The following is a 25,102-nucleotide window of genomic DNA, read 5'->3' as shown; positions in this document are numbered from 1 at the left end:
TGGGCTATACTTGACTTAGGTCAGGTGCCGTGAAATTCTGATTTTTGTGTTTAAAATCAGCTATCTGCCTCGTCCATCAACCCACGCACCCAGCGCCCGGCCAGCCACGCCGCAGGTACGCCCAAGGGGATCGACCACAGGATTGCGGGGATCGGGCCAATGGCGCCAAACCCGGCGCTGTGCAGGATCAGCCCGGCCAGAAACAGGTTGATGGCTACGGTCAGCGCCGTGGCCGGATAAAGCAGAATGGCCAGTTTCCAGACCGGCCATCTGCCCTCAGTGGCTGGTGCCTTCCGAGAAGGTGATTTTGTTCCAGACATTATACTTCCCAGATGGTTTGCGCATCGGCAGGCGGCGGACCTCTTCCAGCGTTTGCGCGTCATAGACGATTACCGCGCCGTCATCTTCCCAGATCGAAACCAATGCGTAGCTACCATCCTTGGTGAACTCAACATGTGCCACGGTCTTGCCCGGTGCCGGGCGCAAAGTTTTAACAATTTCAAGGCTTTGCTTGTCGATCACGTGCATGGCATCCTTGTTTGGCCCAAAGAACACATCGGCCCAGACATAAGGTGAATTCTCATGGCTGCGCATGAAGAACCCGGGGCCTTCGGTCTCGATCCGTTTGACCGTTTCCCAGCTGTCCATGTCGATCACCGACACCGCGCCATCGGTCAGATGCGGTGTGGCCATCACGGTGCTGTCGCCATGTTTCCAGGTAATCCCCGAACCTAAGTGAGGCATCCCCGGAAGATCCAGGTCGGCTACTTTCTGACCGATCACCAGATCGATCACCTGCCCGCCCTTGCCATCACGAGACGCGCCCATCACGTATTCATAGCTCTGGTCGAAAAAGAAATCGTCCAGATAGTCGGGCGTCGTGATCTTTCGCACGGGGAAGGGGTCGGGGTTCTTGAACTGACCCTCGATGCGGAAATCATGCCCCAGCCCGGACTGCGGTGGGTTGGCTCCGTAAAAGACCTCCCAAATCTCAGGCACATCCTTCAGCGCCAGAACGAAGCTTTCGCGCGGTGGTGCCTGGTAGACTGCTGAGACCCGGCTGGGGTTGCCCTTTTTGCTTTTGATCTCAATGACCTTTGCCACCGACAGATCCTCGGTCGACAGCAGCGTCAGAGAGTTCGGCAGATAGTTTGCGACAGCCACCCATTTCCCGTCGCCCGACATGGCAATGTTGCGGCTGTTGAGACCAGCGCGCACCCGACCCACCTGCTGCAACGCCCAAATGTCGTATTTCTGCACCCAACCATCGCGGGACATGATGAAGACGTACCGTCCATCCGGGCTGAATTTCGGGCCGCCATGAACCGCGAACGGCGTTTCGAACCGGTCCAGAACCTCGAACGTATCGCCATCCAGAACGCTGACATGGTGATCGCCGGTCTCAACCACCAATGTGATGTTCATCGGATCGCTGTCCCAGACAGGCGCGTCGACCGGCGCATAATCCTCGTCCAGCGTGCGGCTGGCCATGATATCAGCCTCATCCCATTCGGGGTTGGTCTCCAGCGGAGATTTCAGCCAGCCCGCCAGTTCCTCGATCTGCAGGGCGTCGAGTTCGTGCGAAAACGCAGGCATCTGCGTGGCTGTGCGCCCCTCAGCAATAACGGCAGCCACGCGGGGGCCGCGCATCCGTTTCAGCGTTTCGGGGATCAGTGCCGGGCCGACTCCACCGAGGCGGTTCTCGCCGTGACACGACGCACAATGCTCGGCGTAGTCCGACGGGGCATCGGCCCATGCCGTGCCAGCCAGCATCAACGAACAGAATGTTCCGATTTTCAGAGTGTCAAAAGAACTGATGCGCCGGATCATGGCTTTTCCCCCGGAACGGCGTGACCTGCAGACGCTCGCCTGCGTCCGTAACGCCGATTTCTTGGTTTGACAGATAACAGGCAGGATCTTCGGCCCAAGGGTCTCCGGTCAGTTGCAGAGCGCGGATGCGGGTGTTGCCACCGCAGACGTCTTTCAGCTGGCACGCTCCGCAACGCCCTTTCAAAGGACGCGGACGGGTGCGTAGCATGGCAAGCATCGGGTCATCGCTGGTCCAGAGGTCCGAGAACGATTGGGTCTTTACGTTGCCCACGGTGTAATCGGACCAATAAGTGTCGGGATGCACCCGCCCCAGGTTGTCGATATTGGCCACACCCAACCCGCTGGAATTCCCACCCCACGCGGCCAGATGCTCCCGCACATGCGCGGCTTTGGCATCATTAAAATGCGCCCGCACCCAGTTCAGGAAATATCCGGCATCGGCGTCGTTGTTACCGGTCACGATATCCAGAGAACGACCGCCAGACGCAGCCTCCCACGCGCGTTCCAGCAACAAATCCAAACCCTTACGGGTACGCAGATGCTCGGCATCTTCACCCCGATTCTTGTCGCCGCGCCCGGCATAGACGAGATGGGACAGGTAGAACTTGTCGACCCCCTCATCATCACACAGCTGCAGCAGGTCAGGCAGGTGGTGTTGTGTGCCCTCGGTCAGACAGAACCGCAGACCCACTTTGATGCCGCGTTTCTTACATTCGCGAACACCGCGCAGGGCGTCGGCAAAAGCGCCTTCGACGCCGCGGAACCAGTCATTTGTGGCCCCGATCCCGTCCAGCGAGATGCCAACATAGTTGAAGCCCACGTCGGCAATCATGTCGGCGGTTTCGTCGTAAATCCGCGTGCCGTTGGTCGACAGTGCCAGCATCGGCACCAACTCGCGGGCGCGTTTGGCGATGTCGAAGAAATCGAACCGATCCAGTGGTTCCCCACCCGAGAGGATCAGGGCCGGGACGCGAAATTGGCCCAGATCCTCAAGGGTTACCATGGCTTGCTCGTGACTGAGCTCACCGGGGAACGCGACATCCGCCGAAACGGTGTAGCAATGGCGGCATTTCAGATTGCAGCGCCGCGTCAGGTTCCAGATCACCACCGGCTTTACCGGGCCGGGCCGGCGTTTGCGCACCGGCGTCGGTTTGACGAGTTGGTGCATGTATTCGGTCAGGCGGAACATGTCTCAGCCTTTCGTTTTCAGGCGCAACCCGGTTTTCTTCAGGATGCGCGTGGAATAGAGGATGTCCTTGGCCCGGCAGGTCTCGCCCAGAATTGCGGTGATCTCGGCGCGTTTTTCCTCGACTTCGTCCCGGTCAGAGCCGTGGACCATGGCGAACAGGTTATAGGGCCAATCTGGCAGGGCGCGGGGACGTTCGTAGCAGTGGGTGACAAAGGGCAGCGCCCCGATCCGTGTGCCCAATTCCGCGATCTGGCTGTCCTCCACGTCCCAAACGGTCATCCCGTTTGCCGTCATCCCCAGCTTGTAGTGGTTCGGAGCGGCGGCGATGCGGCGAATTACGCCGCGCGATTTCAGCTCGGCCAGCCGAAACAGCAGGGCATCCTCGTCCAGCCCAAGCGTTTCCGCAACGGCGGCATAAGGTGCAGGCACAAGCGGCAGACCGCCCTGCAGTGCTTCGATAATCTCTCTGTCCTTGGCGTCGATCATGCTGCCACCCGGAAGCCGATAAAAAATTCCTGCAGTTTGGGGAAACGGAGCACTTCGATCCCCGTTTCCCGTTCGATCGCATCAGCGGCGGCCTCGATCCCCTCGGGCGTTTCGGTGGCCAGCACGAACCACATGTTCAGCCGGTGCGTACGCTCATAATTATGAGCAACCTCGGGGTGCGCATTGACTTTGGTCAGGACGGTTTCGAATTCATCCCCTGGCACGGCCATGGCGCACAGGCAAAACGCTCCCCCCATTGCGGCTGCGTCGAAAAACGGGCCGAAACGTGTGATGATCCGCTGCTCTTTCATCCGTACGAGACGGGACAAGAGTTCGTCTTCGGTAATCCCAAGTTCCTGGGCCACGCTGGCAAAGGGATGCGCGGTCAGAGGCAGGTCATCCTGCATCCGGTTCAGGATCGCGCGGTCAGTTGCGTCCAGGGTCATGCCGCCACCTCTTTCGGTTGGATCAGGGCGCCGGTCTGCTTGAAACAACGGGTCGAGAACAGAACCTTATGCCGCGCGCCCGACAGTTGAGGCAGAGCTGAGGCACTGCCCAAAACGTCCAGCGCTTCGTTGCGCGACCGGGCGTGAATCATGGAATAGAGGCGGTATGGCCAGATATCCTCGACCGGACGCCGCTCATAGCACAGGGTTACGCCGGGATGGGCGGCAAGCGCTGGACCGGCGGTACCGATCTGCTCGGCTGGAATGTCCCAGACCACCATTGCATTGGCTGACCAGCCAAGCGCCCGGTGACGTACGATAACCCCGAGGCGCGAGATGATGCCCGCTTTGTGCAGCGCTTCGATGCGCCCCATCACATCGGTATCATCGCGGTCCAGTGTACGTGCCAACGCGGCAAAGGGGGTGTCCGTCAGGGTCAGACCCGAGCTGAGCGCCTGCAGCAATTCGCGGTCCCCGGCCTGCATGGCCGAGCGATCCACCTTACGAGGACCCGGGACATTGCGTGTTTTGCCCGACATACGAAAGCCCAGATCGACGTTAAACGGGCGCACAAGGCGCAGGTCCAGAACCCTTAGCCCGGAACGTTGGCCGATACGGGCCAGCGTGTCGTCGACATGCGCACGATCCGGGCCAGTAGCGACGAACCAGAGGTTCCAGTCATCTTCACGCTGGTAGTTATGGTTCACACCCGGCTCGGCGTCGATCAGCGCGGCGACCTCTTCCAACCGATGTTCGGGGGCGGCAACTGCGGCCAATGTACTGGCCGAGACCGCGCCCGGAGCAATGGTCGCGCCGACGCGTGTAATCCTCCCGGTGGCCCGCATACGATTGAGGCGGTCGATCACCTCGGCTTCGTCCAGCCCCAGCGTGAACGCCAAAACCTGAAACGGACGCTCGGTTATAGGGAAGTCGCGCTGAAACTCGTCCAGCAGGCGGCGGTCGATCGGGTCGGTGATGTGGTCCATCGTCTCAAAGCCCCGTTTTGTGCGCGCGGGCGGTGAAGAAGATGCCGGAAGGGCTGTCTGCCTCGATCTCGCGCAGTTTTTCAAAGGTTTGCGTGTCGTAGACCATCACCTTGTTGGCATCGCGGACGCTGATCCAAACCTCATGCCCGCGGGGCGTGAACTCCATATGCAGCACCGCGGGGCCGGGTTTGAATTCGTGGACGACCTCTTTGCTGACACTGTCGATGACCTGGATCGTGTCGTTCAGCGGGTGGGCGAAGTTTACCCAGACCTGTCGCCCATCGGGCCGGGCCATGGCAAAGACCGGCTGGCCGTGTGTCTGCGTGCGTCCGGTCTCGGTCAGTGTGTCGGCATCGATCCACAGAACCTCGTGATGACCGACGGCAGGCAGTACGAACTCGCGCCCCGTCAGCGCCCAGCCTTCCAGATGAGGCATCTTGTAGACAGGCATCTCTTCCTGTCCCCGTCCGTAGTCAGGCAACACGCGGATCGGTTCCGGCGTCTCGGCCCAAAGATCGAGCGCCGTCAGTCCGTCCTCGCCGAACAGACCGGTGATATACGTACGGCCATTGGAGGTGATCAGTGCGTCATAGGGGTTTTTGCCCATATCGAGGATTTTGGTGATCGCCGGGTCGCCTTTGGAAAAGTCTGCAATCCACGTCTCGCCCGTGTCCCACATGGTGAAGACAAACCGGCGGCCCGGCGCATCAACAAGACCGATCGTTTTGCTGTCGGTGGGGATATCCGCGACCATCTCCAGCGTATCGGCATCAAAGACCCGCACGCCGCCGGGTTCGTAATTCGATACCGCCACCAACCTCCCGTCATCGGAAATCGCGCCGCCAATTGCGTTCCCTGCCTGTACGACACGGTTCACGATCTGGCGGGTGACGATATCAACCTTGGTCAGTCCTCCATCGCGTCCGAACACGTAGGCGAAACGCTCGTCCGGCGAATAGACCAGCGAGGCATGGGACAGATCGCCCAACCCTTCGATCCGGGCCAGTGCGGCGCGGTCGGATTGATCGACCAGAAGAACCGAGCCCTTGGCGCGTTCGATCACCAGCCCGAGGTCTCCGGTCGCGGTGGGTTCGGCATGTGCTGCCGTCATCAGCAGGGTGGCGGCCAGGCCAAGGATGAGCTGTTTCATTGTGCCTCCGGTTCCAGAAGATAGCGGGCAATCCATTCGGCCTCTTCCTGAGAGATCAGGGGACGCCATGGGGGCATTGCGGTGTCGGGAATGCCATCAAGGATCACACCGGTGAGGATGTCCGCATCGTAGTGTTCCAATGTTTCGGCGCGCAGGTCGGGGCCAAGGCCCCCTTTCAGTGACAACCCGTGGCATGACCCGCAATCCTGATGGACCAGCCGTTTCAGTGCGTTCGGGTCCAGCGTGTCGGCGGCGAAGGCGGACGTGGCCAATACGACGGCAGTGGTCAGCACCGCACGAGCGGCCCAGCCTGCGCGCCCTGCGGCATTTCCGGGTTTCGCCGTGCGTAACCCCAGTTGCATATGGGCTAGGCTAGCCATGGGCTTGCTCCAGAATTTGGTCGAGCGCCTTTTCGGAATAAAGCGAGACGACCTGGCCGATGATGAACAGCGTCGGTGCCTTTAACTCGGCCTCGCGCACATCCGCCGCCAGCCGGTCCAGCCGGGATATCAGGCGGCGCTCGTCAGGCGTGGTGGCCTTCCCGACCGCCAGTACAGGGGTTGAACCGGGCAGGTTTTCGGTCATCAATCCCATGGCAATCTGGCCAATATTGGCGACACCCATATAAATCACGAGGGTCGAATCCGGATCGGCGAGGCGTTTCCAGTCGAGATCAAGAACCTTGTCGGCCTGTCGGTGGCCCGTGACATACTGGACCGAAGTCGCCAGCCCGCGATGCGTCAACGGCACGCCTGACGAGCTTGATGCCCCCTGCGCGGCAGTGATGCCGGGCGCGTAGTCGACGGCAATATCATGGGCGTTCAGGTAAGCAGCTTCTTCCGAGCCACGTCCGAAAATCATCGGATCGCCCCCTTTCAGGCGGGCAACGGTGTGACCGCCGCGGGCTTCTTCCAGCAGGATCTCATTGATGCGTTCCTGCGGCACGGTGTGGCATTTCGGGGCCTTGCCGACCGGGATCAGCCGGGCGCCTTCTGCGTGCATGGCAAGGATTTCATCCGAGACAAGGCGGTCATAGACAACCACATCGGCTGCTTGCAGCATCCGCAGGGCGCGCAGGGTCATCAGTTCAGGATCGCCGGGGCCGGCACCAATCAGAAAAACCTTACCGCTCATGGTCAAACTCGCTTGCTCTGAATGTCGTCTGAGCCCGGTTTTTCCGGCAGGCCTCGCGCGCGAATCCGTTGGACATTCGTGACGTTGCTGGGTGGGCCGGGCGTGTCATGGGCGCAGACTGGCGCAGTCGTAAACAAACCTCCTTGACATAAGTTAAGGAGCGCGGGATTTGCGCCCGCGCTCCTTAGATCCTGCCTGTATATCTGCCTCGGCTCAGGGTTCGACTGTGATCATTCCGATCATGTTCTGCGTCTCCCAATGCGGACCACACAGGTAATCCTGCGGGCCGGGAGTGAGGAAAGTCATATCGACCGATTCTTCGGGGAACAGCCTGTCGCTTTCTGGTTCGCTGCCATCCTTCAACAGCACGCTGTGACTTGTGCGCTTATCGACATTGACCCAACGAACCGTTGTGCCTGCCTTTATCGTGAGTTCGAAAGGGCAGAAGTTATATTTGTACATCAGCACCACTTCGGCATCATCGACCGAGGCTGAAGGCTGGCCGAATAACTCGACATACCGTTCTTCGGCTTCGATACAGATGGCCGCGGTTTCCTCGTCCGCCGCCAAGGCAGGTGTTGCCGCGAAAAGCAACAACGCTGCGGGAAGAAGGCTTTGGGGTCTCATGGTCCAGGTCTCCTTTCCAAAAGGCAGGGGCCGGATAACCCGGCCCCGACCATTACTGATTCACCACGTTGATTGCGGCGCTGTCGTCATCCAGGGCCAGGCTGGTGTTCAGCGTCACGTGGTGGAACCGCGCAGCGGCAAAGTCGTCGTGGATCGCAAAGCCGACCGTGTAGGTCTGGCCCGGCTCAAGCGGGACATCCCCCGGAGTGCCCGAGTTCAGAGGCCGCGAGAACACAACCGTCCACATGCCTCCATCAAGGCTGGCCGAGGCGGCGATCTCACCTTCGTTGACCACGCGTTGCTCCAGCAGATAGCCGTTGGTTGCGCTGCCGTCGGCATAAACACGCATCAGGTCGAGATAGGTGCCATCCTCAAGATATTGCGCGATCTCTTCTTCGGCTTTCAGCTTGTCCCAACCACCCAGAGCTTTACCGCGACGACCTTTGACTTCGACATCGGTACGGCTTTCGCTGATGTATTTGGTCACGGTGTCCTGCGTGGTCATACGACCCGCCACATCGGCGTTACCCGCGATGGCGTCCGCCTCGGGGGCGAAGGGCATATAGGTGTTGTCGGCGTGACACGAAGCCCAGCAGCCCACCTGATCCCCCATCTCGATCCCGGTGCCGGTGATCATCATGGCAACCTTGATCTGGTTATCGGGGTCCATTTTGCCACCATCGACGAAGGGCGCGGGATTGTGCCCCGCATCCGGCCATTGCAGGCGGACATAGAGGTTCTGATCGTCATGCGCGGCCTGGACGGTCGCGTCGATTACGCCGCGTTTGCCGGGGATCGGGGTTGGTTCCAGTTCACCACCGGCCACGATCTTGTTGCCGATCGTGTCCAGCTCTTTGGCGTGGCAGGTTGTGCACTGGTCGCCGCCTTTGGTCAGCGGGCGTGCGCCACCGTGGAACTTGCCGTTCTGTACCCATTCAAACGACGCCTGACCGGGGTAGAACAATTTCAGATCCGTTGCGGCCACCGCGTTCCAGTCGATATCTGCGCCGACATCGCTGCCTCCACCGGAGGGCGCCGCAGCTTCTTCGCCGTTGGCTTTGGCGCGTTCCTCGGCCACCGCCGCATCCACCGCCGCCGCAATCTGCGCCTGCACGGCCTCATGCTGCGCTTGTTTGGCGGCTTTCTCGTCCTCGGCTTCGGCGGCTTCCTTGGCTTCGATCCGTTCAAGGCTGGCCAGATACTCGGGCGGTATCTCACGGATGAAGGCCGGATTCGGAGCCTCCAGCTTTTCCAGATACTCTTCGTCGGCCCGGTCGCGGGCATCCGAGTGCGCGATCCCCTTGTGGCAGTCGATACAGGTCTGGCCGACCGTCATCGCGTTCAGGTGCTGCTGCCGCGCGCGGGGTTTCTGGAACTCGGGCATCATCGATTCGAAATCGTGGCAATTGCGGCATTCGCGTGAGTCCGTGGATTTCATCCGCTCCCATTCGTTCATCGCCAGATGCACGCGTTTGGCTTCGAATTTTTCGCGGGTGCTGATGGTGCCGACCATCTTGCCGTACAGTTCTTTGGACGCCTTGATCTTGCGGATGATCTTGTGGGTCCAGTCCTTGGGCACGTGGCAGTCTGAACAGACCGCCCCCACGCCGGAACGGTTCACGTCATGGATCGTGCCCGTGTATTCCTCATAGACGAAATCGCGCATCTCGTGGCACGAGATACAGAAATCCTTGGTGTTGGTGGCTTCCATGGCGGTGTTGAACCCGCCCCAGAAGATGATGCCGCCGACAAAGGCCGCGGCAATACCGGCCACAGGCATTCCCCACAGGAAATACCGGCGCCAGATCGGTTTTTTCTTATCCGGTTCGGAGGTCATATCCGGGCTCCGTTTTGGCTTTCTTATCTGGCCTTTGATGGCAGGCCGGTGAGTTTGGCTGATGGGTCAAACGAGGAAAGGGCGGGCGAGGGGCCCGCCCTTTCCGGTGCTGAGTTCAAAACCCGTCAAGTGACGTGGTTCGAGCGGTTGTAGACGTTGAACTTGCCGGTCGGAGCATAAAGCCCTTCGATGCGACCGATTTCTTCCAGCGTCTTGGCGTCGAAGATCACGATCTGACCATTGGGTTCTTTCGAATCCGACAGGTTCCATTTGGACACCCAGACCTCGGTACCGTCGGCGTTGAACTCGAAGTGAACGGCAGCGCTGCCTTCGTCTTCGGTGATCTGGATCGTTTTCACGATCTCGCCGGTCTCTTTCGAGATGACCTGTACCGATTGCTGTACTTCCGGCTCCGGATGTTTGGTCTGGTCAGCCCAGATGTAATCCGAATTCGGGTGGGTACGGACAAACAGGCCGGGGCCGTCGGTTTCCACTTCGTAGCAGGTTTCCCAGGCCTGGTCCGGGTGACCTTCGGGATCGTTCCCCCATACGGTCACGGTGCCAACGCCAAGGTGGGTTGTGCCAGCAACGGGACCGCAGTTCGGGTCGACCCAGTTGGCGCCTGGACCCGGGTGCGGCAGCGCGGCTGTGTCGATCATCGCTTCCAGCTTGTGGGTTTCGGTATCGACAACCACCATCTTGTTCGACGCGTTTGCGGCGATCTGGAAGTACCGGCCTGTCGGGTCGAAGAACCCGTCATGCAGGAATTTGGCGCTGTCGATCTTGTCGATACGCAGATTGTCCAGATCGGTATAGTCGACCTGCCACAACTGCCCCAGTTCCTTCACCGCGACGATCCAGGTGGGTTCGTTCGGAGTTGTGTAGATTGCGGCCACGCGGGCCTCTTCCACATACTCGCCGTCGACGTTTACGCCGCGGGTTGATACGACCTTGACCGGGTCCATCGTCTGGGCGTCGACGATTGCGAAGTGCGGCGGCCAATAGCCCCCACCGATGACGTATTTGCCATCGCCGGAAACGGCGACATCGCGGGCGTCATAGGCAATCTTGACCTCGGAAACCAGCATCTTGTCCGGCGTCTGCCAGAGGTCGATCTTGGTCATCTTGCCGTCGCGGCCCATGGTGTACCAGAAACGCCCGGGCTGTTCCGGCTCTTCCAGCGAATGGTGCTCGGACGCTTTCAGAACGTGCACGGCGTAACCGGTCGGGATGTGTGTCAGAACCTCTTTGGTGTCGCCGTCGATCACAGCAACCTTGCCCACGTCACGTTCGATGACGACAAAGAAGTTTTCCCAGTTGCGGCCATGCAGAGGCTCGGTCGGATAGTCGGCTTCTTCGACATAAACCTTGCGGGTGGCCTTCATCTGCTCCAGCGACATTTCCGGCGGCTTTGGCGGCTCCATCATGATGTATGTCGCCATATCCTTGATTTCCTGCTCGGTCATGATGTCCGAGAAGTTGTTCATCCCGCCTTCGGTCCCCCAGGCGATGATCTTTTCAAGGCGCTCCTGACCCAGCTGAAGCGTACCGCCCTCAGTGACGGTGCCGTCCGCTGCGGTCTTTTTCCAATGGGGTTCAAGGTTCTTGCCGGTTGCGCCTTTGCGCAGAACGCCGTGGCAACCTGCGCATTGTTCAAAGTAGAGCTGCTTGGACGACTCAAATGCTTCGTCGCTCAATGTTGGCTCTTCGGCAAATGCTGGTGCGGCGACAGAGCCCAGCAGCATTGCCAAACCGACCCCAAAGGCGCGGCCGGTCTTATCGTAGCTGATTCCAAGTGACATGATCACTCTCCATTTGCGTGGTGAGGCAGGTTGCAGAGTGAAACATTCGCGCCCGACCCGCCTTGACGAAAGTCAACGGAAAGGCCGCAATCCGGAAAATGAACGAGCGGATCGGCCTTTAAAATCAAGGAAAAAACCTGTGTTTTGGGGTCATGTTTTTCCGGGTGCTTGATTTCGGTTAAGTCCCGCCCGAGTCGGTTTTGCTAGACCGGACCCAACAGGCAATGAGGCCGAGGAGAGCGGGCATGTCGGCAATGATCGCACGGGTACTGGGAGAAGGATTTCGCGTCTTTTTCCTGTCAGCGGGACTATACGGTCTATTTGCGGGTGGTGCCTGGGGCCTTTGGCTGACGACGCAGATCGGGTTGATCCCGTACGAAGCTCCGACCTATGCCATGAGCCCACCCATGTGGCACGCCCATGAGATGATCTTTGGATATGCCACCGCAGCTCTGGGCGGGTTCTTTCTGACTGCGGTTCCGAATTGGACCGGCACACCGCAGGCGCGGGCGCACTATATCATGGTGACTGCGGGCCTGTGGCTGGCCGGTCGGATCGCGATGTGGTTTTCCGGCGCGCTGTCGCCGGGTCTGGTCGCTGTGATCGATCTGGCCTTTGTACCGATCCTGGCGGCAAAGATCGCAACCCAGCTGATCCGCCGCCCCAAGCCACAGAACATGATATTCCTGCTGTTGCTCAGCTATATCTGGGTCGCCAATCTGCTGACGCATCTCGAGTGGATGGGTGTGACCGGCGGTACATTGAACACCGGATTGCGTGCTGGATTGTTCGCATTGTGCAGCATGATCGCGATACTCGGCGCACGTATCACGCCCGCCTTTACCCGGAACGCCATGAAGCGAGCGGGAGAGCCTGAATCCGCCTGGCCGGTTTCGGTGGGGGCGTTCGACAAAGCCGGTATGATAGTGGCGCTGCTGTTGCCGCTGAGCGTGCTCATCTTCGGTCTGAGTCCGGTCGCGGGAGGTACTGCGTTGATCCTTGGCATCTTGCAGATTCTGCGCATGGTGCGCTGGCGTGCGCGCTGGGCAATGCGTCAGCCGATCCTGATCGCCCTGCATCTGGGCCTGGGTATGCTGGCGCTGGGACTGATCCTGTGGGGCCTTGCCGTGCTGGGTTTTGGCAATGAGATCGGGGCTCTGCACGTTCTGGGAATCGGCTGCGTCGGGGGCATGACTCTGGCCGTGATGAGCCGCGCCGCCCTTGGTCACAGTGGCCGGGCACTTGTCGCCCCTCCGCCCATGGCGGTCGCTTATGGGCTTATGGCGGCTGCAGCGGTTTGCCGCTGGGTCGGTTCGACATTTGACCAGGGCTATCTGACCGCGATGCTGGTGTCGGACGGCCTGTGGATCAGCGCCATCGTCTTGTATCTGTTCGCCATGTGGCCCGCGCTGACAGGACCGCGTCTTGCGTCCTGATCCATGGCAAACGGGCGGGTTCCGGTTATGAAGACCGGATCAACGCCCTGTCATTCTTGATGTGCCGTCGCAGCAGGGTGTGGATTTGCTTTCCCCGTTCTGGAATTTGCCGCGCGGCCACGGGATGATGATCGGGCGACGTCACCTCCGGGAAGAGCGCGGCGATCTCGGCCAGCGCATCGGGGTGGATGCCCTTGAGGGCCTGCTTGCCTGTGAACAGGCTTTCTGACGGCGCGCCTTCCGCCAGCACAATCTCGTGCCGGTCGAACAGCATGTGATAGTAGACCACGCCCTGCGCCGCCTCATCGACCGTAATGCCCGGAATACCGACCAGCTTGTGGGCCGGCACCAGGACCTCTTCGCTGTCGAACATTCGCACCGCAATGGTCGAACGTATCAGCATCCGATGCTGGGGCGAGACCAGCAGATCACGATGTGGCAGGCCGCTGCCCAGACTTCCGGCTGCGATCCGTATCGGGCGCAGCTTTGGCTTACACGCCAGATCGGACGCATCAAGCGATCGCGCGCCGATCCAGCGAATGCTCTGCGGTCCATGGTCCAGAGTCACAACCTTATCCCCGGCTGAAAGGGTTTCGATGGCGCGGGCCCCCAACGTCGTTTCGATTTGTGTGCCTGCGCAGAAGCATGGCACGACCGTATCCACGTCGATGTCAGGGCCGTTGTCGGTCAGCTCGATGATCGTCAACGTCGAGTTCAGGGGCGGGACAGTTCCCCCGATGAAGCCCAGAAAGTAACCCTGTTCGCTGGAGAACGTATCGATCTGTCCGTTGTTGTTGGTGTCCCAATCCATGATCCCGATCTGATGGGTATTGCCATCCTCATCCCGGACGCGAATTGTGTAGTCCCAGTCGAACGCGCGTCCCAGGTAAGTCTGGGTCGGATCATTGGGGACCTCGTTGACCTGATCGTCGCCGTCGATAACCGTGGGGTCGGCGCCGTCGGTGATTGTGATCTGGCTGTATTGAGAGATCTGGAAGGTTGTATTGACCTGATAGAGTCGCGCCTGAAAATCCGTCATGGTCGAGTCGGAACGAAACGCGCCATAGATTGTGATTGCCATACTGTTTACCCGCTTTACCTAAACTCACCACATGCCGAAACACACAGCCCGACCGACGATAATATCGGGCCAACCCTGACCGTCCCAAATGCACTTTTCAAGGCGGAAATTCGATCAATTCGGGGCTTATCTGGGCAAATTCGCAGTTTTACAGCCAAAATCACCGAAGTGTGACACCTGCGGGTTCGCAAACCAACCTGGCCGGATGTCCAAAGCCATCTTCCAGTGTCTTGACTTTCGTTAAGGCAGTTCACGCGCTCTGACGTCATTTTGCCTGCACCAGCAAAGCGGCGCAAAGGAGAGCGCAATGCGAGACGTCATGACCAAGAGCATGGCCCGCAATATATTCTATGGCGGGTCACTGTTCTTCATTCTTATCTTTCTGGCCCTGTCGGCCCATTCCCATTGGTACATCGTGAATTCCGAGAATTCGGCCAAGCTTGATGAAAGCGTGGTCCGGGGCAAGCATGTCTGGGAGAAGCACGCCTGTATCAACTGTCATACAATCATGGGTGAAGGGGCCTATTTTGCGCCCGAAGTCGCCAATGTGATGACCCGGTGGGATGTACTGGACGACCCGGACTCGGCTTTTGAAGCCCTCAAGGGCTGGATGGAGGCGCAACCCACCGGGATTCCCGGTCGCCGGCAGATGCCGCAATTCAACCTCAGCGACGAAGAAATCCGCGATCTGACAAACTTCCTGATCTGGACAGACAATATCGACGCTCAGGACTGGCCGCCCAACGAGGCAGGCTGAGAGGGGACAAGGACTATGAAATACGAATCCCAAAAAATCGCCTATGCCTACTTTGCGGTAGCTATGGCCTTGTTTGCGATACAGGTGATCGGCGGCCTTCTGGCCGGTTTCATCTATGTATTCCCGAACTTTCTGAGTGAGCTTCTACCGTTCAACATCGTGCGGATGCTGCACACCAACTCTTTGATCGTCTGGCTGATCCTTGGCTTCTTCGGTGCGGCCTACTTCCTGATCCCGGAAGAGGCGGAACGTGAAATCCATTCACCCAAGCTGGCTTATCTGCAGCTGATCATTCTTGTGGTTGGCACGCTGGGCGTGGTGGTAACCTATGTCTTCAATCTGTTTGAAGGCAACTGGCTGCTGGGCAAAGAGGGGCGCGAGTTCCTTGAGCAACCCAAATGGGTCAAGATGGGTATTGTCGTGGCCGCGCTGATCTTCCTTTACAACGTGTCGATGACCGTTCTGAAGGGTAAGAAAACTGCCATCACCAACATCCTGTTGTTGGGTCTGTGGGGTCTGGCGCTACTGTTCCTGTTTGCCTTCTACAACCCGGGCAACTTGTCCCTGGACAAGCAATATTGGTGGTATGTTGTCCACCTGTGGGTCGAAGGTGTGTGGGAGTTGATCATGGCCTCGATCCTGGCCTACCTGATGCTCAAACTAACAGGTGTGGACCGTGAGGTCGTCGAAAAATGGCTCTATGTTATCGTCGCCGCCGCGTTGTTCTCGGGCATCCTTGGGACAGGTCACCACTATTACTGGATCGGTACGCCTGCGTACTGGCAATGGATCGGTTCGATCTTCTCGAGCCTTGAGGTGATCCCGTTCTTCGCGATGATGGCCTTTGCCTTCGTCATGGTCTGGAAGGGCCGCCGTGACCACCCGAACAAGGCTGCACTGCTGTGGTCGCTGGGCTGTGCCACATTGGCCTTCTTCGGTGCCGGTGTCTGGGGCTTCCTGCACACACTGCACGGAGTGAACTACTATACCCACGGCACGCAGATCACCGCCGCGCATGGTCACCTGGCCTTCTATGGCGCCTATGTCTGCCTCAACCTGGCGATCTTTAGCTACGCGATGCCGATCCTCAAGAACCGTGATCCCTATAATCAGGTTCTGAACATGGGCTCGTTCTGGCTGATGACCAGTGGCATGGTCTTCATGACCTTCGTCCTGACCTTCGGTGGTACCGTGCAGACGCACATGCAACGTGTGGTCGGAGACTACTTCATGGACGTGCAGGACCAGATTGCGGTCTTCTACTGGATGCGTCTTGGATCTGGTGTGGTCGTGGTCCTTGGCGCGCTGCTGTTCATCTACTCGATCTGGGTTCCCCGGAAAGAGGTCATTGAACCTGGCGCAGCTGAAACCCCGGCGGAGTGATGGATATGGATGGCTCCATGAAACTGAACGAGGGGGCGGCAAACGCCCCCTTCTACCTCGCGCAGGGCGATGAATGCGATGTTTTCACCGCCGCTTACAACAACGACCTGCCGGTCCTGCTGAAAGGGCCGACGGGCTGCGGCAAGACCCGCTTTGTGGCCCACATGGCCGCCAAACTTGGCCGCCCGCTTTATACCGTGGCCTGCCACGATGACCTGGCGGCCGCCGACCTGATCGGGCGTTATCTGCTGAAGGGCGGCGAAACCGTCTGGGTCGATGGCCCCTTAACCCGCGCGGTGCGAGAAGGCGCAATCTGCTATCTGGATGAGGTGGTTGAGGCCCGCAAGGACGTGACCGTCGTGCTGCACCCGCTGACCGACGACCGGCGCATCCTGCCGATCGATCGCACCGGCGAAGAGCTTGAGGCCGCGCCCGGCTTCATGCTGGTGGCCTCGTATAACCCCGGATACCAGAATATCCTGAAAACCCTGAAACCCTCGACCCGGCAGCGGTTTATTTCGCTGGAATTCGACTTCCCATCGCCCGAGATGGAGGCCGAAGTCGTCGCGCAGGAAAGCGGGCTGGCGCTGGAACGCTGCAAGCCCCTGATCCGGCTGGCGAACAAGCTGCGCGGGCTCAAGGGTCAGGACCTTGAGGAAGGCGTCTCCACCCGTCTGGTTGTCTATGCCGCGACGTTGATCGCACAGGGCATGTCCACCGATCGCGCCATCCTTGCCGCTATGATTGAACCTCTGACGGATGACGAGGACATCAAACGCGGGCTCCTCGATCTTGTCACGGCTGTCTTTGGGTGAGGCCGGCCGATGGTCAGGATCGATTTTGAGCCATGGGAACCCGAAGAAACGATCGGGAAACTGTGGCACACCCTTGCCAGCCGCCTCGATGCACCTGAGGTGCATGATGGAGCCGCGGTCGACCTCTCTGAGGTCGCGGGGCGGCTGGCCGTCCTCTTTCGAGGGCTTGGGGGTAGCCCGGGCGTTGAATTGCGCCCGGTCTCACCCGAGATTTCACGCCACCGGTTGGGCTGGCGCCGCCGTCTGGGAACCGAAGCCGAACTTATGCCGCGCGCGTCTTTCGATGGCGAAGTTTTGCGTCTACCCGATCGGCTGGCCGTTTTTCCTGCGCGCGAGGCAAACGGCGCGCTGTATGTCTGGCTGGCCGCTGCTGCCGCCCATGCCGGAACCCGTATTGATGAAGACGATCCGCTGCGCGCTGATTTGCGCGCGTTGATCGCCGCGCAGGAGATGGTCCAGGCAGCTTTGGACAACGCCCCTGGTTTGCGCCCGCTTTACACCGAACTTTGCAAAGGTGTTCTGCATCACCGCGATATCCCCGGCCTGCCTCCCGCAGAAGCAACTGTTGAGGAATTGGTTCGCCACTTGCTGGGTGATCCGGCAACGCTGTCACCAAAGGCCGAACTCTATTTGGCTTTGGATGATAATCTCGCCGCCCCGCGCGGCTATCAGCATTTCCGCCCTGTCCCCTTGTGGCCCGAACTGCGCGCTGTCGGGTTTTCCGAACATAACGAAGTAGAAAACCCCGACACTGATGGCCCACCGGAAGAATCCGACGAGAAAACCCACCGTGCCCGACGTCGTAAATCGGATCAGGCCAACCGCAGTGACAGTTTCATTCTGCACAAGTTCGAAGCGATCCTCAGCTGGGCCGAGTTCCTGAATATCAACCGGCGCATCGACGATGACGATCCCGACAACGCGAAGAAAGCCGCTGACGATCAGGAAGAGATCGGATTGGGGCAGATCTCCAAAGCGCCGCCGACCAAGTTGAAACTGCATCTGGATCTCGCGCCCGAGGATGTGAATCGCGAGCGTCTTTCTGGCCGCATCCTTTATCCCGAATGGGATGTGCGCACCGGGCAATACCTGCCTGATCACGTCAACGTCCTGATCTCGGATGCCGATATTCGTGAGGATGCTGCCGAATTCGGCAAAGACCCCGCCACCGCCCGCCGCATCCGCGCCGTCAAACGCCAATTCGAAGCGCTACGCCCCGGTCGCGCAATGACCCGCGGCCATCTCGATGGAGATCAACTGGATATCGAGGCCGCTGTGCGGGCGCAGGTCGATCGTTGTGCCAATGGCGAGGGCACCGAACGCATCTGGCAACAATCCCGCCCCGAGGCGCGCGATCTGGCGGTCTCGATCCTGCTGGATGTTAGCCGCTCGACCGAAAGCGCCGTCACCGGTCGCGCCGTGATCGACATCGAACGCGAGGCGCTAGCCGCGCTCGCTTGGGGCCTGAACGCCTGCGGCGACGATTTCGCAATCCACGCCTTCAGCTCGCTCAAACGCCAGCGGGTCTATGTGCAACGCTGCAAACGGTTCGATGAGCCGATGGGTGCAAAGGTCGAACAGCGCATCGCGTCGCTGCGCCCGGGCCACTACACGCGGCTGGGCGCGGCGATCCGCCATTGCTCGTCCGAACTCGCCACTCAGACCCGAAAACGCCGCTTGCTGCTGGTGATCACCGACGGCAAACCCAACGATCTGGACCACTACGAGGGCCGCCACGGTATCGAAGACACACGTCAAGCGATCCGCGAAGCGCGCCGGGCCGGGCAATCGGTCTTTGGCGTTACCATCGACAAAACCGGTAAAAGCTGGTTCCCCCGGATGTTCGGCCAAGGCGGATTCGCCGTCATCCCCGATCCGCATCGCCTGACCATGGCCCTGCCGCAGATCTACCGCCAACTGGTCGGCGCATGAGTGATGCCTCTTTAATCGACGAGCTTCCGGGCGAGTTGTTGATGTGGGTTCTGATCATCTCGGAACTGCTGGTATTCGGCGCTGGCCTGATTGCCTTCATGGGCGTTCGGCTGACCGATCCGGCCGGGTTCGCCGAAGCACAATCGCATCTCTATCGTACCGGAGCGGCGCTCAATACGGCGGTGCTGGTGACCTCAGGCTATCTGGCGGCGCAAGCGCTGCATTGGCGGCAGATCGCGCGTCGGCTCGCCGCCCGTCTGGCACTGATCGCCGCCGCCGCGCTGGGCGTCGTGTTTCTGGTCATCAAAGGCGTGGAATACGCAGGCAAAGCCGCACAAGGGATCACCTACGAGACGCACCCGTTCTTCCTGTTCTACTACCTGCTGACCGGATTCCACGCCGCCCATGTGCTTGCCGGGGTCGGCATCCTGCTGCTGGTCGCCTGGCGCGATGATCCCCGGAATATCGAGGCAGGCGCGCAGTTCTGGCACATGGTTGATTTGGTCTGGATCATGCTCTTCCCAGTGATTTACCTGCTGGGATAATGACTATGTCTGCACCTTCATCTTTTCCCAAATACTCCTGCCGCAGGCGACCGGGTTCCCTGACCCGCGCCTGGCTCTCGCTTCTGGCGCTCAGCTTCGCATCCGCGTTGTTGACCATGTTGCACGCGCCGGCGGAACTGATCGGTGCGGGCATCCTGCTGTTGGCGCTGATCAAAGCCCGGGTGATCCTTGCGCGGTATCTGGACCTGATCCAAAGCCCCTCGTGGTTACGTGGCTTTACGATGGTTCTGACCGGTTTCGCGATTTTGGTGTTTGCCCTTTACCTGCTCTGATCAATGAAAAAGCCGCCTCTGAGAGGCGGCAGTTTTTTAGGCACGGGAGGTGCTTTGTTTATTGGGCAGCCATCGGCATCCGTGCGATCTGACAGCGTTGCCACAAGGCGGAAAGCGCACCGATCAGATGGTCGATATTCTCATCCGTATGCACCGGAGACGGCGTGATGCGCAGGCGTTCGGTCCCCTTGGGAACCGTCGGGTAGTTGATCGGCTGAATGTAAATACCGAACTCTTCCAGCAGCGTGTCCGAGATGAACTTACACTTCACCGGATCGCCGACCATCACCGGGATGATATGGCTGGGGTTGGGGATATGAGGAATCCCTTCCGCATCCAGACGGGCGCGAACCTGCGCAACACGGGTTTTCTGCAGATCACGTTCCGCATTCGAGTGTTTCAGATGCTGGATCGAGGCGGCCGCCCCTGCTGCAATCGCGGGCGGCAGAGCGGTGGTGAAGATGAACCCGCTGGCAAAGCTGCGCACAAAATCACACAAGGCCGCCGAAGCCGCGATATAGCCGCCAACCACACCGAACGCTTTGCCCAACGTGCCCTCGATCACGGTCAGGCGATCCATCAGGCCCTCGCGCTCGGCAATACCGCCGCCCCGTGGGCCGTAGAGACCAACGGCGTGGACCTCATCCAGATAGGTCATCGCGCCGTATTTGTCGGCCAGATCGCAAATCTCTTTGATCGGGGCGATGTCGCCGTCCATGGAATAGACCGACTCGAAGGCGATCATCTTGGGGGCATCCGGATCTGCGGCAGCCAGTTTCGCCTCAAGGTCTTCCAGATCGTTGTGTTTCCAGATCACTTTCTGCGCCCGCGAATGGCGGATGCCTTCGATCATTGAGGCGTGGTTCAGCGCGTCCGAGAAAACGATCAGCCCGGGGATTTTTGCGGCCAGCGTTCCCAGCGCAGCCCAGTTGGACACGTAACCGGAGGTGAACAGCAACGCTGCCTCTTTGCCGTGCAGATCGGCTAGTTCGGTTTCCAGCAAGACGTGGTCATGGGTGGTTCCGGAAATATTACGTGTTCCGCCCGCGCCCGCGCCGCAGCGATCCAGCGCGTCGTGCATGGCGCCAATGACTGCAGTGTGCTGCCCCATCCCCAGATAGTCGTTCGAACACCAGATGCGCACATCTCGCTGCACCGACCCATCGGTTTGACGCGCGTTGGGGAACGCACCGCACCGGCGTTGCAGATCGATGAAGACACGATAGTTTCCTTCGTCCCGCAATGCGTTGAGGCTCTGGGTAAAAAATCGCTCGTAGTCCATTTTACTTGCTCCCCGGAATACTGGCTTTGGGCAGAGAATAGGGCGGCGGAGCAGCCCGCAACATGACAATTGTCAAGTTCACGCAACATAAAACTATGGTGCATGGCCGCCGGCTCTGGCATAGCGTGAAACAGGGGTGGACCGACCGGGCGCAAGCGCCGGCAGGAAGTAACAGGGGTGTTCTCTTGGCTCACGAAGCACAAAAAGCGATCGCACGGCAGTCGCTGCTGCTGCGCAGTTTGCCGGAACAGCATGTGGAAACCCTGCTGAGCCACGCGATCTGGCGCCAGTACGACCGTGGTGAGACGATTTTCCTGCAGGAAGAAAAGGCGCAGGCCATCCATGTCGTGCTTGAGGGGTGGGTCAAGCTGTTCCGCATGACCCCAACCGGTGCCGAGGCGGTCGTCAGCGTCTTTACCCGAGGTGACAGTTTTGGCGAGGCGGTAGCGCTTCGGAACGTCCCCTATCCGGTCTCGGCCGAAGCGGTGTCGGCCTGCGAGGTGATGCACATTCCCAGTCCGATTCTGATTTCGTTGATGAAAGAAGATCCCGAAATCGGGATCTCGATCCTGGCTGCGACCTTCACCCATCTGCATTCTCTGGTTGCGCAGCTGGAACAGCTCAAGGCGCAGACCGGCGCACAGCGCGTGGCCGAGTTTTTGCTGAACCTCTGTGACAGTGATGCGGGTGAGTGCGAAGTATCGCTGCCTTACGACAAGATGCTTATCGCCGGTCGTCTGGGGATGAAGCCCGAAAGCCTGAGCCGGGCCTTTTCGCGGCTCAAGGCGGTTGGGGTCAAGATCAACCGCAACCACGCCGAAATATCGGATATCGCGTTGTTGCGGGATTATGCTGAAAGCGACCCGGCGGAGAACTGGGGCCGATAGCCCGGCATTTCTGCCGGACCGTTTGGTCTCAGACCGTTGCGCCCTTACGGCGGATCGCTGTGCCCAGACTGCCGGCGCAGAGGCCGACGATGATTGCGATCAACAGCGCCATCGTCCCGACGTGGGAAAACTGCCACCCGGCAAAGAGCAGAGGCGCGATCAGGCCGACCAGACCGCCCAACAGGGCACCCAGCCAGTATTGGCGCGTCATCATGCCCAGCGCCAATCCAAGAATGCCAGGCAGGCCCAGTACGTTGCCGCCGATGGTTCCAAGTATCTCTAACATGTCTGTCCCCACCTTAATCCGAGCTTTTGTTCAGGAACGCGCGGATGTCGTCTCCTGAAGCGGCTGCGTGTTCCTGCAGAACCTCACCATCTATCTCTTTCGCAATCTTCTCATACGTTTCCAGATAGTTGGGTGGGAGGCTGTGTGCGATGCCCTGGTGACAATCGATGCAGGTCATGCCGGTGTCGATTGCGCGCTGGTGTTCATTGGCGGCCCGGGTTTCCTGAATCGTGAAGTCCATATAGTCGAAGTTGTGACAGTTACGGCATTCCCGGCTGTCGGATGCTTTCATCTTCTTCCAAACGGCCGTCGCCATAGCGAGACGATGATCCTCATACTTCTCGGGTGTGCTGATCGTACCTGCCAGCTCGTGATAGACGTCCTTCACGGCCATGATCTTGGCCTTGATCTTGTGGTTCCATTCGTCCGGGACGTGGCAGTCCGAACAGATCGCCCGCACGCCCGAATGGTTGTTGTAGTGGATCGTCTCACGGTATTCGCCTAGATTGACCTCCATCGTGTGACACGAGGTGCAGAACTCTTCTGTATTCGTCAGTTCCAGCGTCCAGTGGAACCCACCCCAGAACAGGATGCCTGCCAGAAATCCAGCAAGCAGGGTGAAGCCAACGCTGAGGACGGCGATCGGGCTCCAGAACCAGGTCCAGAGGCGCCGGATGAGCCCTTGTTTTTCTTGGGAGTCGGACATGTCGCGCTCTCCTTTTCGACCTGAGTTCAGTTTCCGGAGGAAGGTTCAAAAGTGTTATCGACCAGCGGGAGCGCATCGGCCTGCGGCACGTGGCACTGGTTGCAGAAATACCGAGTGCCTGCGATCTGATCCAACTCACGGCCTTCGCGGTCCAGATAGTGGGTCATCGACAGCGTCGGCGCATTGCGCTCACCCGCCTTCGTCCAGTCATGGCACGACAGGCACTGGTTGGTGCGCAGGTCGATCTGGTATTGCTCGATCGAGTGCGGGATCAGCGGCGGCTGCTGGCGATAGTTGCGCTGCATACGGCCTTCGACCGTGCGATGCACCTGATCCAGAACGGCAGGTTCATCTACCTCGGCGCCGCGCAGGCTGTTGACCTCGGCAGATTGTGCAAGGGCCAGGCCACCGAGGAGCAGCGGCGGGATCAGGGCAAGGCCCACTAGGATCGGCTTTTTCATCTTCTCACTCCTTCAAAAAGGTCTTGAGGCGCGCGGCTGAGGCGCGGCGGTTGGTTCCGGTGGTGCGACGGTCAGGGCGTCGAACCGATGGGTGAATTTGAAAACGTCTTCGGCACAGATATCGATGCAGCGCCCGCAATTGGTGCAGTCGGGCGACAGGATCAACGGGGTGTCTTTGCCTTTCAGCGCCGGAGAGATCACGTGGTTTTCCGGGCAGACCGCGTAGCAGTCCATGCAGTCATCGCAGGCGGAGCGGTTGGCGGCGCTGACCCGCAGCATTGCTTTGGTGCCGATCAATCCATAGAACGCGCCCACCGGGCAGACATGGCCGCACCATCCGTGGCGCGACACAAACAAGTCGAACAGGAAGATCGCGGCGACCATCGCCCAGACGAAGCCCATGCCAAATACCAACCCGCGATGCAGCATGGTGATCGGGTTGACCAGCTCCCACGCGATGGCTCCGCTCAGGCCGGACACGATCAGTACAGTGACCATGATCCACAGCCGAGTGCCACGTTTGGGTTGCCAGCCTTTTTGCAGGCCCAGCTTGCGGTGCAGCCAATGCGCGCCGTCGGTTACGGGGTTGATCGGGCAGACCCACGAGCAATAGACGCGACCTCCGATCAACGCGTAAGCAACCAGGACGATGACGGCACCGATGGCGGCAGTCAGCTCGGGCCAGTGCCCGGCGATCAGGCTTTGCAGAAAAACAAACGGATCGGTCAGGGGCAGCACGCCCAGCGTCAGCGACCCGGCCAGAGTGCCCTGCACGATCCAGATCCCGAACCATGGGCCCAGCAGAAACAGCACCAGAAAGAACAGCTGACTGGCGCGCCGCAGCAGCAGGTATTTATGGGCACTCAACCAACCTTTGCTAGCGATGGCCTCTTGACCCAGTGGCATATTTGTGCGGGCGGTCATTGGGTGACCTCCGGCAACTTGAAGCTGGGCTCAAACCCGCCCGGTGCGACAAGGTTATCGGTCCCCGGTCCCGGCAAGCGGTCTGGCAGGTCGATAATGCCTTCGACGACGGGCGCGCCTCTGGCTTCTTTCTCTTCCCAGCCCTTAAGGTAATGATCAGCGCTGCTGCCCCGGGCCAATCGGGTGGGAAGAACTTTGATCGCAGCTTCGGGCAGAACGCAGCTTTTCTCGCAAACGCCACATCCGGTGCAATGATCGGCATGAACGGTTGGAATGAAGATCGCATGACTGCCTGAGCGGGCGTTGTGTTCGGTTTCCAGAGTGATGGCGTCGTCAATCACGGGACACACCCGATAGCAGACATCGCAACGCAGGCCGAGGAAGTTCAGGCAGTTTTCCTGATCGACCAGAACAGCCACACCCATCTTGGCGTCGTCGATATTGTCCAGTCCGGGGTCCAGTGCACCGGTCGGGCAGGCCGCGACGCAGGGGATGTCGTCACACATTTCGCAAGGTACATCACGGGCGGTGAAATACGGCGTACCGGTGGCCACCGCGTCAACGCCTAGTTCAGCCAGTTTCAGCGTATCATAGGGGCATTCCCGCACGCACAATCCACAGCGGATACAGGCTGACAGGAAGTCTTTTTCCGGCAAGGCTCCGGGGGGGCGCAGGGCCTCGGCCGGCAACGCCCGTGCATCTCGCGCCAGCCAGGCCAACAGGGACCCGGCTGCCACGCAGCCACCCGCTGCGCGCGCCGAGTCCTGCAGGAACCGGCGCCGCTGCGGCGAAAGGGGTGTGCCAACACGAGACATGGGGACGACCTT

27 protein-coding genes are annotated in these 25,102 nt (G+C 59.8%); 8 read left to right on the top strand and 19 right to left on the bottom strand.

What is annotated here, in order from left to right; genetic code table 11:
- Positions 1-56: 56 nt before the first annotated feature.
- The 12 genes from RA27_RS19185 to RA27_RS19130 form a co-directional block, all read right to left on the bottom strand.
- Entirely contained in the window at positions 57-320 is a 264-nt protein-coding gene (locus RA27_RS19185; RefSeq protein WP_039542892.1) for a hypothetical protein, read from the bottom strand.
- Positions 277-1,830 (bottom strand): nitrite reductase, encoded by a 1,554-nt coding sequence (locus tag RA27_RS19180; RefSeq protein WP_039542891.1) that lies wholly within the window; start codon positions 1,828-1,830, stop codon positions 277-279. The genes RA27_RS19185 and RA27_RS19180 overlap by 44 nt, the downstream gene beginning before the upstream one ends.
- Positions 1,805-3,019, bottom strand: a complete 1,215-nt coding sequence (gene nirJ, locus RA27_RS19175) for a heme d1 biosynthesis radical SAM protein NirJ (protein WP_039542889.1) — start codon at positions 3,017-3,019, stop codon at positions 1,805-1,807. The genes RA27_RS19180 and nirJ overlap by 26 nt, the downstream gene beginning before the upstream one ends.
- Positions 3,020-3,022: 3 nt before the next feature.
- Positions 3,023-3,505 carry an AsnC family transcriptional regulator gene (locus tag RA27_RS19170; protein ID WP_039542888.1) on the bottom strand — a complete coding sequence of 161 codons (483 nt, stop codon included), beginning with the start codon at positions 3,503-3,505 and terminating at the stop codon, positions 3,023-3,025.
- Positions 3,502-3,951, bottom strand: a complete 450-nt coding sequence (locus RA27_RS19165; protein WP_039542886.1) for an AsnC family transcriptional regulator — start codon at positions 3,949-3,951, stop codon at positions 3,502-3,504. The genes RA27_RS19170 and RA27_RS19165 overlap by 4 nt, the downstream gene beginning before the upstream one ends.
- Positions 3,948-4,937 (bottom strand): AsnC family transcriptional regulator, encoded by a 990-nt coding sequence (locus tag RA27_RS19160; protein ID WP_039542883.1) that lies wholly within the window; start codon positions 4,935-4,937, stop codon positions 3,948-3,950. The genes RA27_RS19165 and RA27_RS19160 overlap by 4 nt, the downstream gene beginning before the upstream one ends.
- A gap of 4 nt (positions 4,938-4,941) precedes the next feature.
- A complete protein-coding gene (locus RA27_RS19155; protein ID WP_039542881.1) occupies positions 4,942-6,087 on the bottom strand; it encodes a cytochrome D1 domain-containing protein in 1,146 nt (381 codons plus the stop codon).
- On the bottom strand, positions 6,084-6,467 hold the full coding sequence (locus tag RA27_RS19150) for a cytochrome c (protein WP_082025197.1): 384 nt from the start codon (positions 6,465-6,467) through the stop codon (positions 6,084-6,086). The genes RA27_RS19155 and RA27_RS19150 overlap by 4 nt, the downstream gene beginning before the upstream one ends.
- Positions 6,460-7,221 (bottom strand): uroporphyrinogen-III C-methyltransferase, encoded by a 762-nt coding sequence (gene cobA / locus RA27_RS19145; RefSeq protein ID WP_039542878.1) that lies wholly within the window; start codon positions 7,219-7,221, stop codon positions 6,460-6,462. The genes RA27_RS19150 and cobA overlap by 8 nt, the downstream gene beginning before the upstream one ends.
- Before the next feature lie 213 nt (positions 7,222-7,434).
- Positions 7,435-7,848, bottom strand: coding sequence for a plastocyanin/azurin family copper-binding protein (locus RA27_RS19140; RefSeq protein ID WP_039542876.1), 414 nt, complete (start codon positions 7,846-7,848; stop codon positions 7,435-7,437).
- A gap of 52 nt (positions 7,849-7,900) precedes the next feature.
- The gene (locus RA27_RS19135) at positions 7,901-9,685 is read right to left on the bottom strand and encodes a NapC/NirT family cytochrome c (RefSeq protein WP_039542874.1); all 1,785 of its coding nucleotides are present in this window, start codon (positions 9,683-9,685) and stop codon (positions 7,901-7,903) included.
- A gap of 125 nt (positions 9,686-9,810) precedes the next feature.
- Positions 9,811-11,487, bottom strand: coding sequence for a cytochrome D1 domain-containing protein (locus RA27_RS19130; protein WP_039542872.1), 1,677 nt, complete (start codon positions 11,485-11,487; stop codon positions 9,811-9,813).
- Between the two features lie 245 nt (positions 11,488-11,732).
- Here RA27_RS19130 and RA27_RS19125 point away from each other — a divergent pair, with 245 nt between their 5' ends.
- Positions 11,733-12,923, top strand: coding sequence for an NnrS family protein (locus RA27_RS19125; RefSeq protein ID WP_039542869.1), 1,191 nt, complete (start codon positions 11,733-11,735; stop codon positions 12,921-12,923).
- Positions 12,924-12,948: 25 nt separating this feature from the next.
- Here RA27_RS19125 and RA27_RS19120 read toward each other — a convergent pair whose 3' ends face one another.
- Positions 12,949-14,004, bottom strand: coding sequence for a Hint domain-containing protein (locus RA27_RS19120; protein WP_039542867.1), 1,056 nt, complete (start codon positions 14,002-14,004; stop codon positions 12,949-12,951).
- Between the two features lie 307 nt (positions 14,005-14,311).
- On the opposite strand from RA27_RS19120, the gene RA27_RS19115 reads away from it, so the two are divergent.
- From RA27_RS19115 to RA27_RS19090, 6 genes are read left to right on the top strand one after another with little or no spacing between them, the layout of a single operon-like run.
- A complete protein-coding gene (locus RA27_RS19115; RefSeq protein WP_039542866.1) occupies positions 14,312-14,761 on the top strand; it encodes a cytochrome c in 450 nt (149 codons plus the stop codon).
- A gap of 15 nt (positions 14,762-14,776) precedes the next feature.
- Complete coding sequence (locus tag RA27_RS19110; protein ID WP_039542864.1) at positions 14,777-16,144, top strand: cbb3-type cytochrome c oxidase subunit I; 1,368 nt, start codon at positions 14,777-14,779, stop codon at positions 16,142-16,144.
- Positions 16,144-16,959, top strand: a complete 816-nt coding sequence (locus tag RA27_RS19105) for a CbbQ/NirQ/NorQ/GpvN family protein (protein WP_039542862.1) — start codon at positions 16,144-16,146, stop codon at positions 16,957-16,959. The genes RA27_RS19110 and RA27_RS19105 overlap by 1 nt, the downstream gene beginning before the upstream one ends.
- A 9-nt stretch (positions 16,960-16,968) precedes the next feature.
- Positions 16,969-18,891, top strand: coding sequence for a VWA domain-containing protein (locus RA27_RS19100; protein ID WP_039542860.1), 1,923 nt, complete (start codon positions 16,969-16,971; stop codon positions 18,889-18,891).
- Entirely contained in the window at positions 18,888-19,436 is a 549-nt protein-coding gene (locus RA27_RS19095; RefSeq protein ID WP_039542858.1) for a cytochrome c oxidase subunit 3, read from the top strand. Before RA27_RS19100 ends, RA27_RS19095 begins: the two co-directional genes overlap by 4 nt.
- A 5-nt stretch (positions 19,437-19,441) precedes the next feature.
- Positions 19,442-19,729: a cytochrome C oxidase subunit IV family protein gene (locus tag RA27_RS19090; protein ID WP_052265387.1), complete on the top strand. Its 288-nt coding sequence runs from the start codon at positions 19,442-19,444 to the stop codon at positions 19,727-19,729.
- Positions 19,730-19,787: 58 nt separating this feature from the next.
- Here the strand turns inward: RA27_RS19090 and hemA are convergent, their stop codons facing one another.
- Complete coding sequence (gene hemA / locus RA27_RS19085) at positions 19,788-21,011, bottom strand: 5-aminolevulinate synthase (protein ID WP_039542856.1); 1,224 nt, start codon at positions 21,009-21,011, stop codon at positions 19,788-19,790.
- Between the two features lie 185 nt (positions 21,012-21,196).
- On the opposite strand from hemA, the gene RA27_RS19080 reads away from it, so the two are divergent.
- Entirely contained in the window at positions 21,197-21,898 is a 702-nt protein-coding gene (locus RA27_RS19080) for a Crp/Fnr family transcriptional regulator (RefSeq protein WP_039543203.1), read from the top strand.
- 28 nt (positions 21,899-21,926) lie between these two features.
- Here RA27_RS19080 and RA27_RS19075 read toward each other — a convergent pair whose 3' ends face one another.
- From RA27_RS19075 to napG, 5 genes are read right to left on the bottom strand one after another with little or no spacing between them, the layout of a single operon-like run.
- Complete coding sequence (locus RA27_RS19075) at positions 21,927-22,184, bottom strand: hypothetical protein (protein ID WP_039542854.1); 258 nt, start codon at positions 22,182-22,184, stop codon at positions 21,927-21,929.
- A gap of 13 nt (positions 22,185-22,197) precedes the next feature.
- Positions 22,198-22,890 carry a NapC/NirT family cytochrome c gene (locus RA27_RS19070; RefSeq protein WP_039542852.1) on the bottom strand — a complete coding sequence of 231 codons (693 nt, stop codon included), beginning with the start codon at positions 22,888-22,890 and terminating at the stop codon, positions 22,198-22,200.
- A 26-nt stretch (positions 22,891-22,916) separates the two neighbouring features.
- Positions 22,917-23,351, bottom strand: a complete 435-nt coding sequence (locus RA27_RS19065) for a nitrate reductase cytochrome c-type subunit (RefSeq protein WP_039542850.1) — start codon at positions 23,349-23,351, stop codon at positions 22,917-22,919.
- 12 nt (positions 23,352-23,363) lie between these two features.
- Positions 23,364-24,275 carry a quinol dehydrogenase ferredoxin subunit NapH gene (napH, locus tag RA27_RS19060; protein ID WP_052265386.1) on the bottom strand — a complete coding sequence of 304 codons (912 nt, stop codon included), beginning with the start codon at positions 24,273-24,275 and terminating at the stop codon, positions 23,364-23,366.
- On the bottom strand, positions 24,272-25,090 hold the full coding sequence (gene napG, locus RA27_RS19055) for a ferredoxin-type protein NapG (protein ID WP_039542849.1): 819 nt from the start codon (positions 25,088-25,090) through the stop codon (positions 24,272-24,274). Before napG ends, napH begins: the two co-directional genes overlap by 4 nt.
- Positions 25,091-25,102: the final 12 nt, after the last annotated feature.

The organism is Ruegeria sp. ANG-R (assembly GCF_000813985.1).
In the GTDB taxonomy this organism is placed as follows: domain Bacteria; phylum Pseudomonadota; class Alphaproteobacteria; order Rhodobacterales; family Rhodobacteraceae; genus Ruegeria.
This window is presented reverse-complemented; position numbering and strand designations above follow the sequence as displayed.

Coding starts and splice junctions, on each gene's coding strand:
- RA27_RS19065 (WP_039542850.1), bottom strand. CDS start 23,351: ATGAAAAAGCCGATCCTAGTGGGCCTTGCCCTGATCCCGCCGCTGCTC.
- RA27_RS19150 (WP_082025197.1), bottom strand. CDS start 6,467: ATGGCTAGCCTAGCCCATATGCAACTGGGGTTACGCACGGCGAAACCC.
- RA27_RS19160 (WP_039542883.1), bottom strand. CDS start 4,937: ATGGACCACATCACCGACCCGATCGACCGCCGCCTGCTGGACGAGTTT.
- RA27_RS19180 (WP_039542891.1), bottom strand. CDS start 1,830: ATGATCCGGCGCATCAGTTCTTTTGACACTCTGAAAATCGGAACATTC.
- napG (WP_039542849.1), bottom strand. CDS start 25,090: ATGTCTCGTGTTGGCACACCCCTTTCGCCGCAGCGGCGCCGGTTCCTG.
- RA27_RS19115 (WP_039542866.1), top strand. CDS start 14,312: ATGCGAGACGTCATGACCAAGAGCATGGCCCGCAATATATTCTATGGC.
- RA27_RS19185 (WP_039542892.1), bottom strand. CDS start 320: ATGTCTGGAACAAAATCACCTTCTCGGAAGGCACCAGCCACTGAGGGC.
- RA27_RS19105 (WP_039542862.1), top strand. CDS start 16,144: ATGGATATGGATGGCTCCATGAAACTGAACGAGGGGGCGGCAAACGCC.
- RA27_RS19070 (WP_039542852.1), bottom strand. CDS start 22,890: ATGTCCGACTCCCAAGAAAAACAAGGGCTCATCCGGCGCCTCTGGACC.
- RA27_RS19135 (WP_039542874.1), bottom strand. CDS start 9,685: ATGACCTCCGAACCGGATAAGAAAAAACCGATCTGGCGCCGGTATTTC.
- RA27_RS19110 (WP_039542864.1), top strand. CDS start 14,777: ATGAAATACGAATCCCAAAAAATCGCCTATGCCTACTTTGCGGTAGCT.
- RA27_RS19120 (WP_039542867.1), bottom strand. CDS start 14,004: ATGGCAATCACAATCTATGGCGCGTTTCGTTCCGACTCGACCATGACG.
- RA27_RS19155 (WP_039542881.1), bottom strand. CDS start 6,087: ATGAAACAGCTCATCCTTGGCCTGGCCGCCACCCTGCTGATGACGGCA.
- cobA (WP_039542878.1), bottom strand. CDS start 7,221: ATGAGCGGTAAGGTTTTTCTGATTGGTGCCGGCCCCGGCGATCCTGAA.
- RA27_RS19140 (WP_039542876.1), bottom strand. CDS start 7,848: ATGAGACCCCAAAGCCTTCTTCCCGCAGCGTTGTTGCTTTTCGCGGCA.
- RA27_RS19165 (WP_039542886.1), bottom strand. CDS start 3,951: ATGACCCTGGACGCAACTGACCGCGCGATCCTGAACCGGATGCAGGAT.
- RA27_RS19090 (WP_052265387.1), top strand. CDS start 19,442: ATGTCTGCACCTTCATCTTTTCCCAAATACTCCTGCCGCAGGCGACCG.
- hemA (WP_039542856.1), bottom strand. CDS start 21,011: ATGGACTACGAGCGATTTTTTACCCAGAGCCTCAACGCATTGCGGGAC.
- RA27_RS19100 (WP_039542860.1), top strand. CDS start 16,969: ATGGTCAGGATCGATTTTGAGCCATGGGAACCCGAAGAAACGATCGGG.
- nirJ (WP_039542889.1), bottom strand. CDS start 3,019: ATGTTCCGCCTGACCGAATACATGCACCAACTCGTCAAACCGACGCCG.
- RA27_RS19075 (WP_039542854.1), bottom strand. CDS start 22,184: ATGTTAGAGATACTTGGAACCATCGGCGGCAACGTACTGGGCCTGCCT.
- RA27_RS19170 (WP_039542888.1), bottom strand. CDS start 3,505: ATGATCGACGCCAAGGACAGAGAGATTATCGAAGCACTGCAGGGCGGT.
- napH (WP_052265386.1), bottom strand. CDS start 24,275: ATGACCGCCCGCACAAATATGCCACTGGGTCAAGAGGCCATCGCTAGC.
- RA27_RS19095 (WP_039542858.1), top strand. CDS start 18,888: ATGAGTGATGCCTCTTTAATCGACGAGCTTCCGGGCGAGTTGTTGATG.
- RA27_RS19125 (WP_039542869.1), top strand. CDS start 11,733: ATGTCGGCAATGATCGCACGGGTACTGGGAGAAGGATTTCGCGTCTTT.
- RA27_RS19130 (WP_039542872.1), bottom strand. CDS start 11,487: ATGTCACTTGGAATCAGCTACGATAAGACCGGCCGCGCCTTTGGGGTC.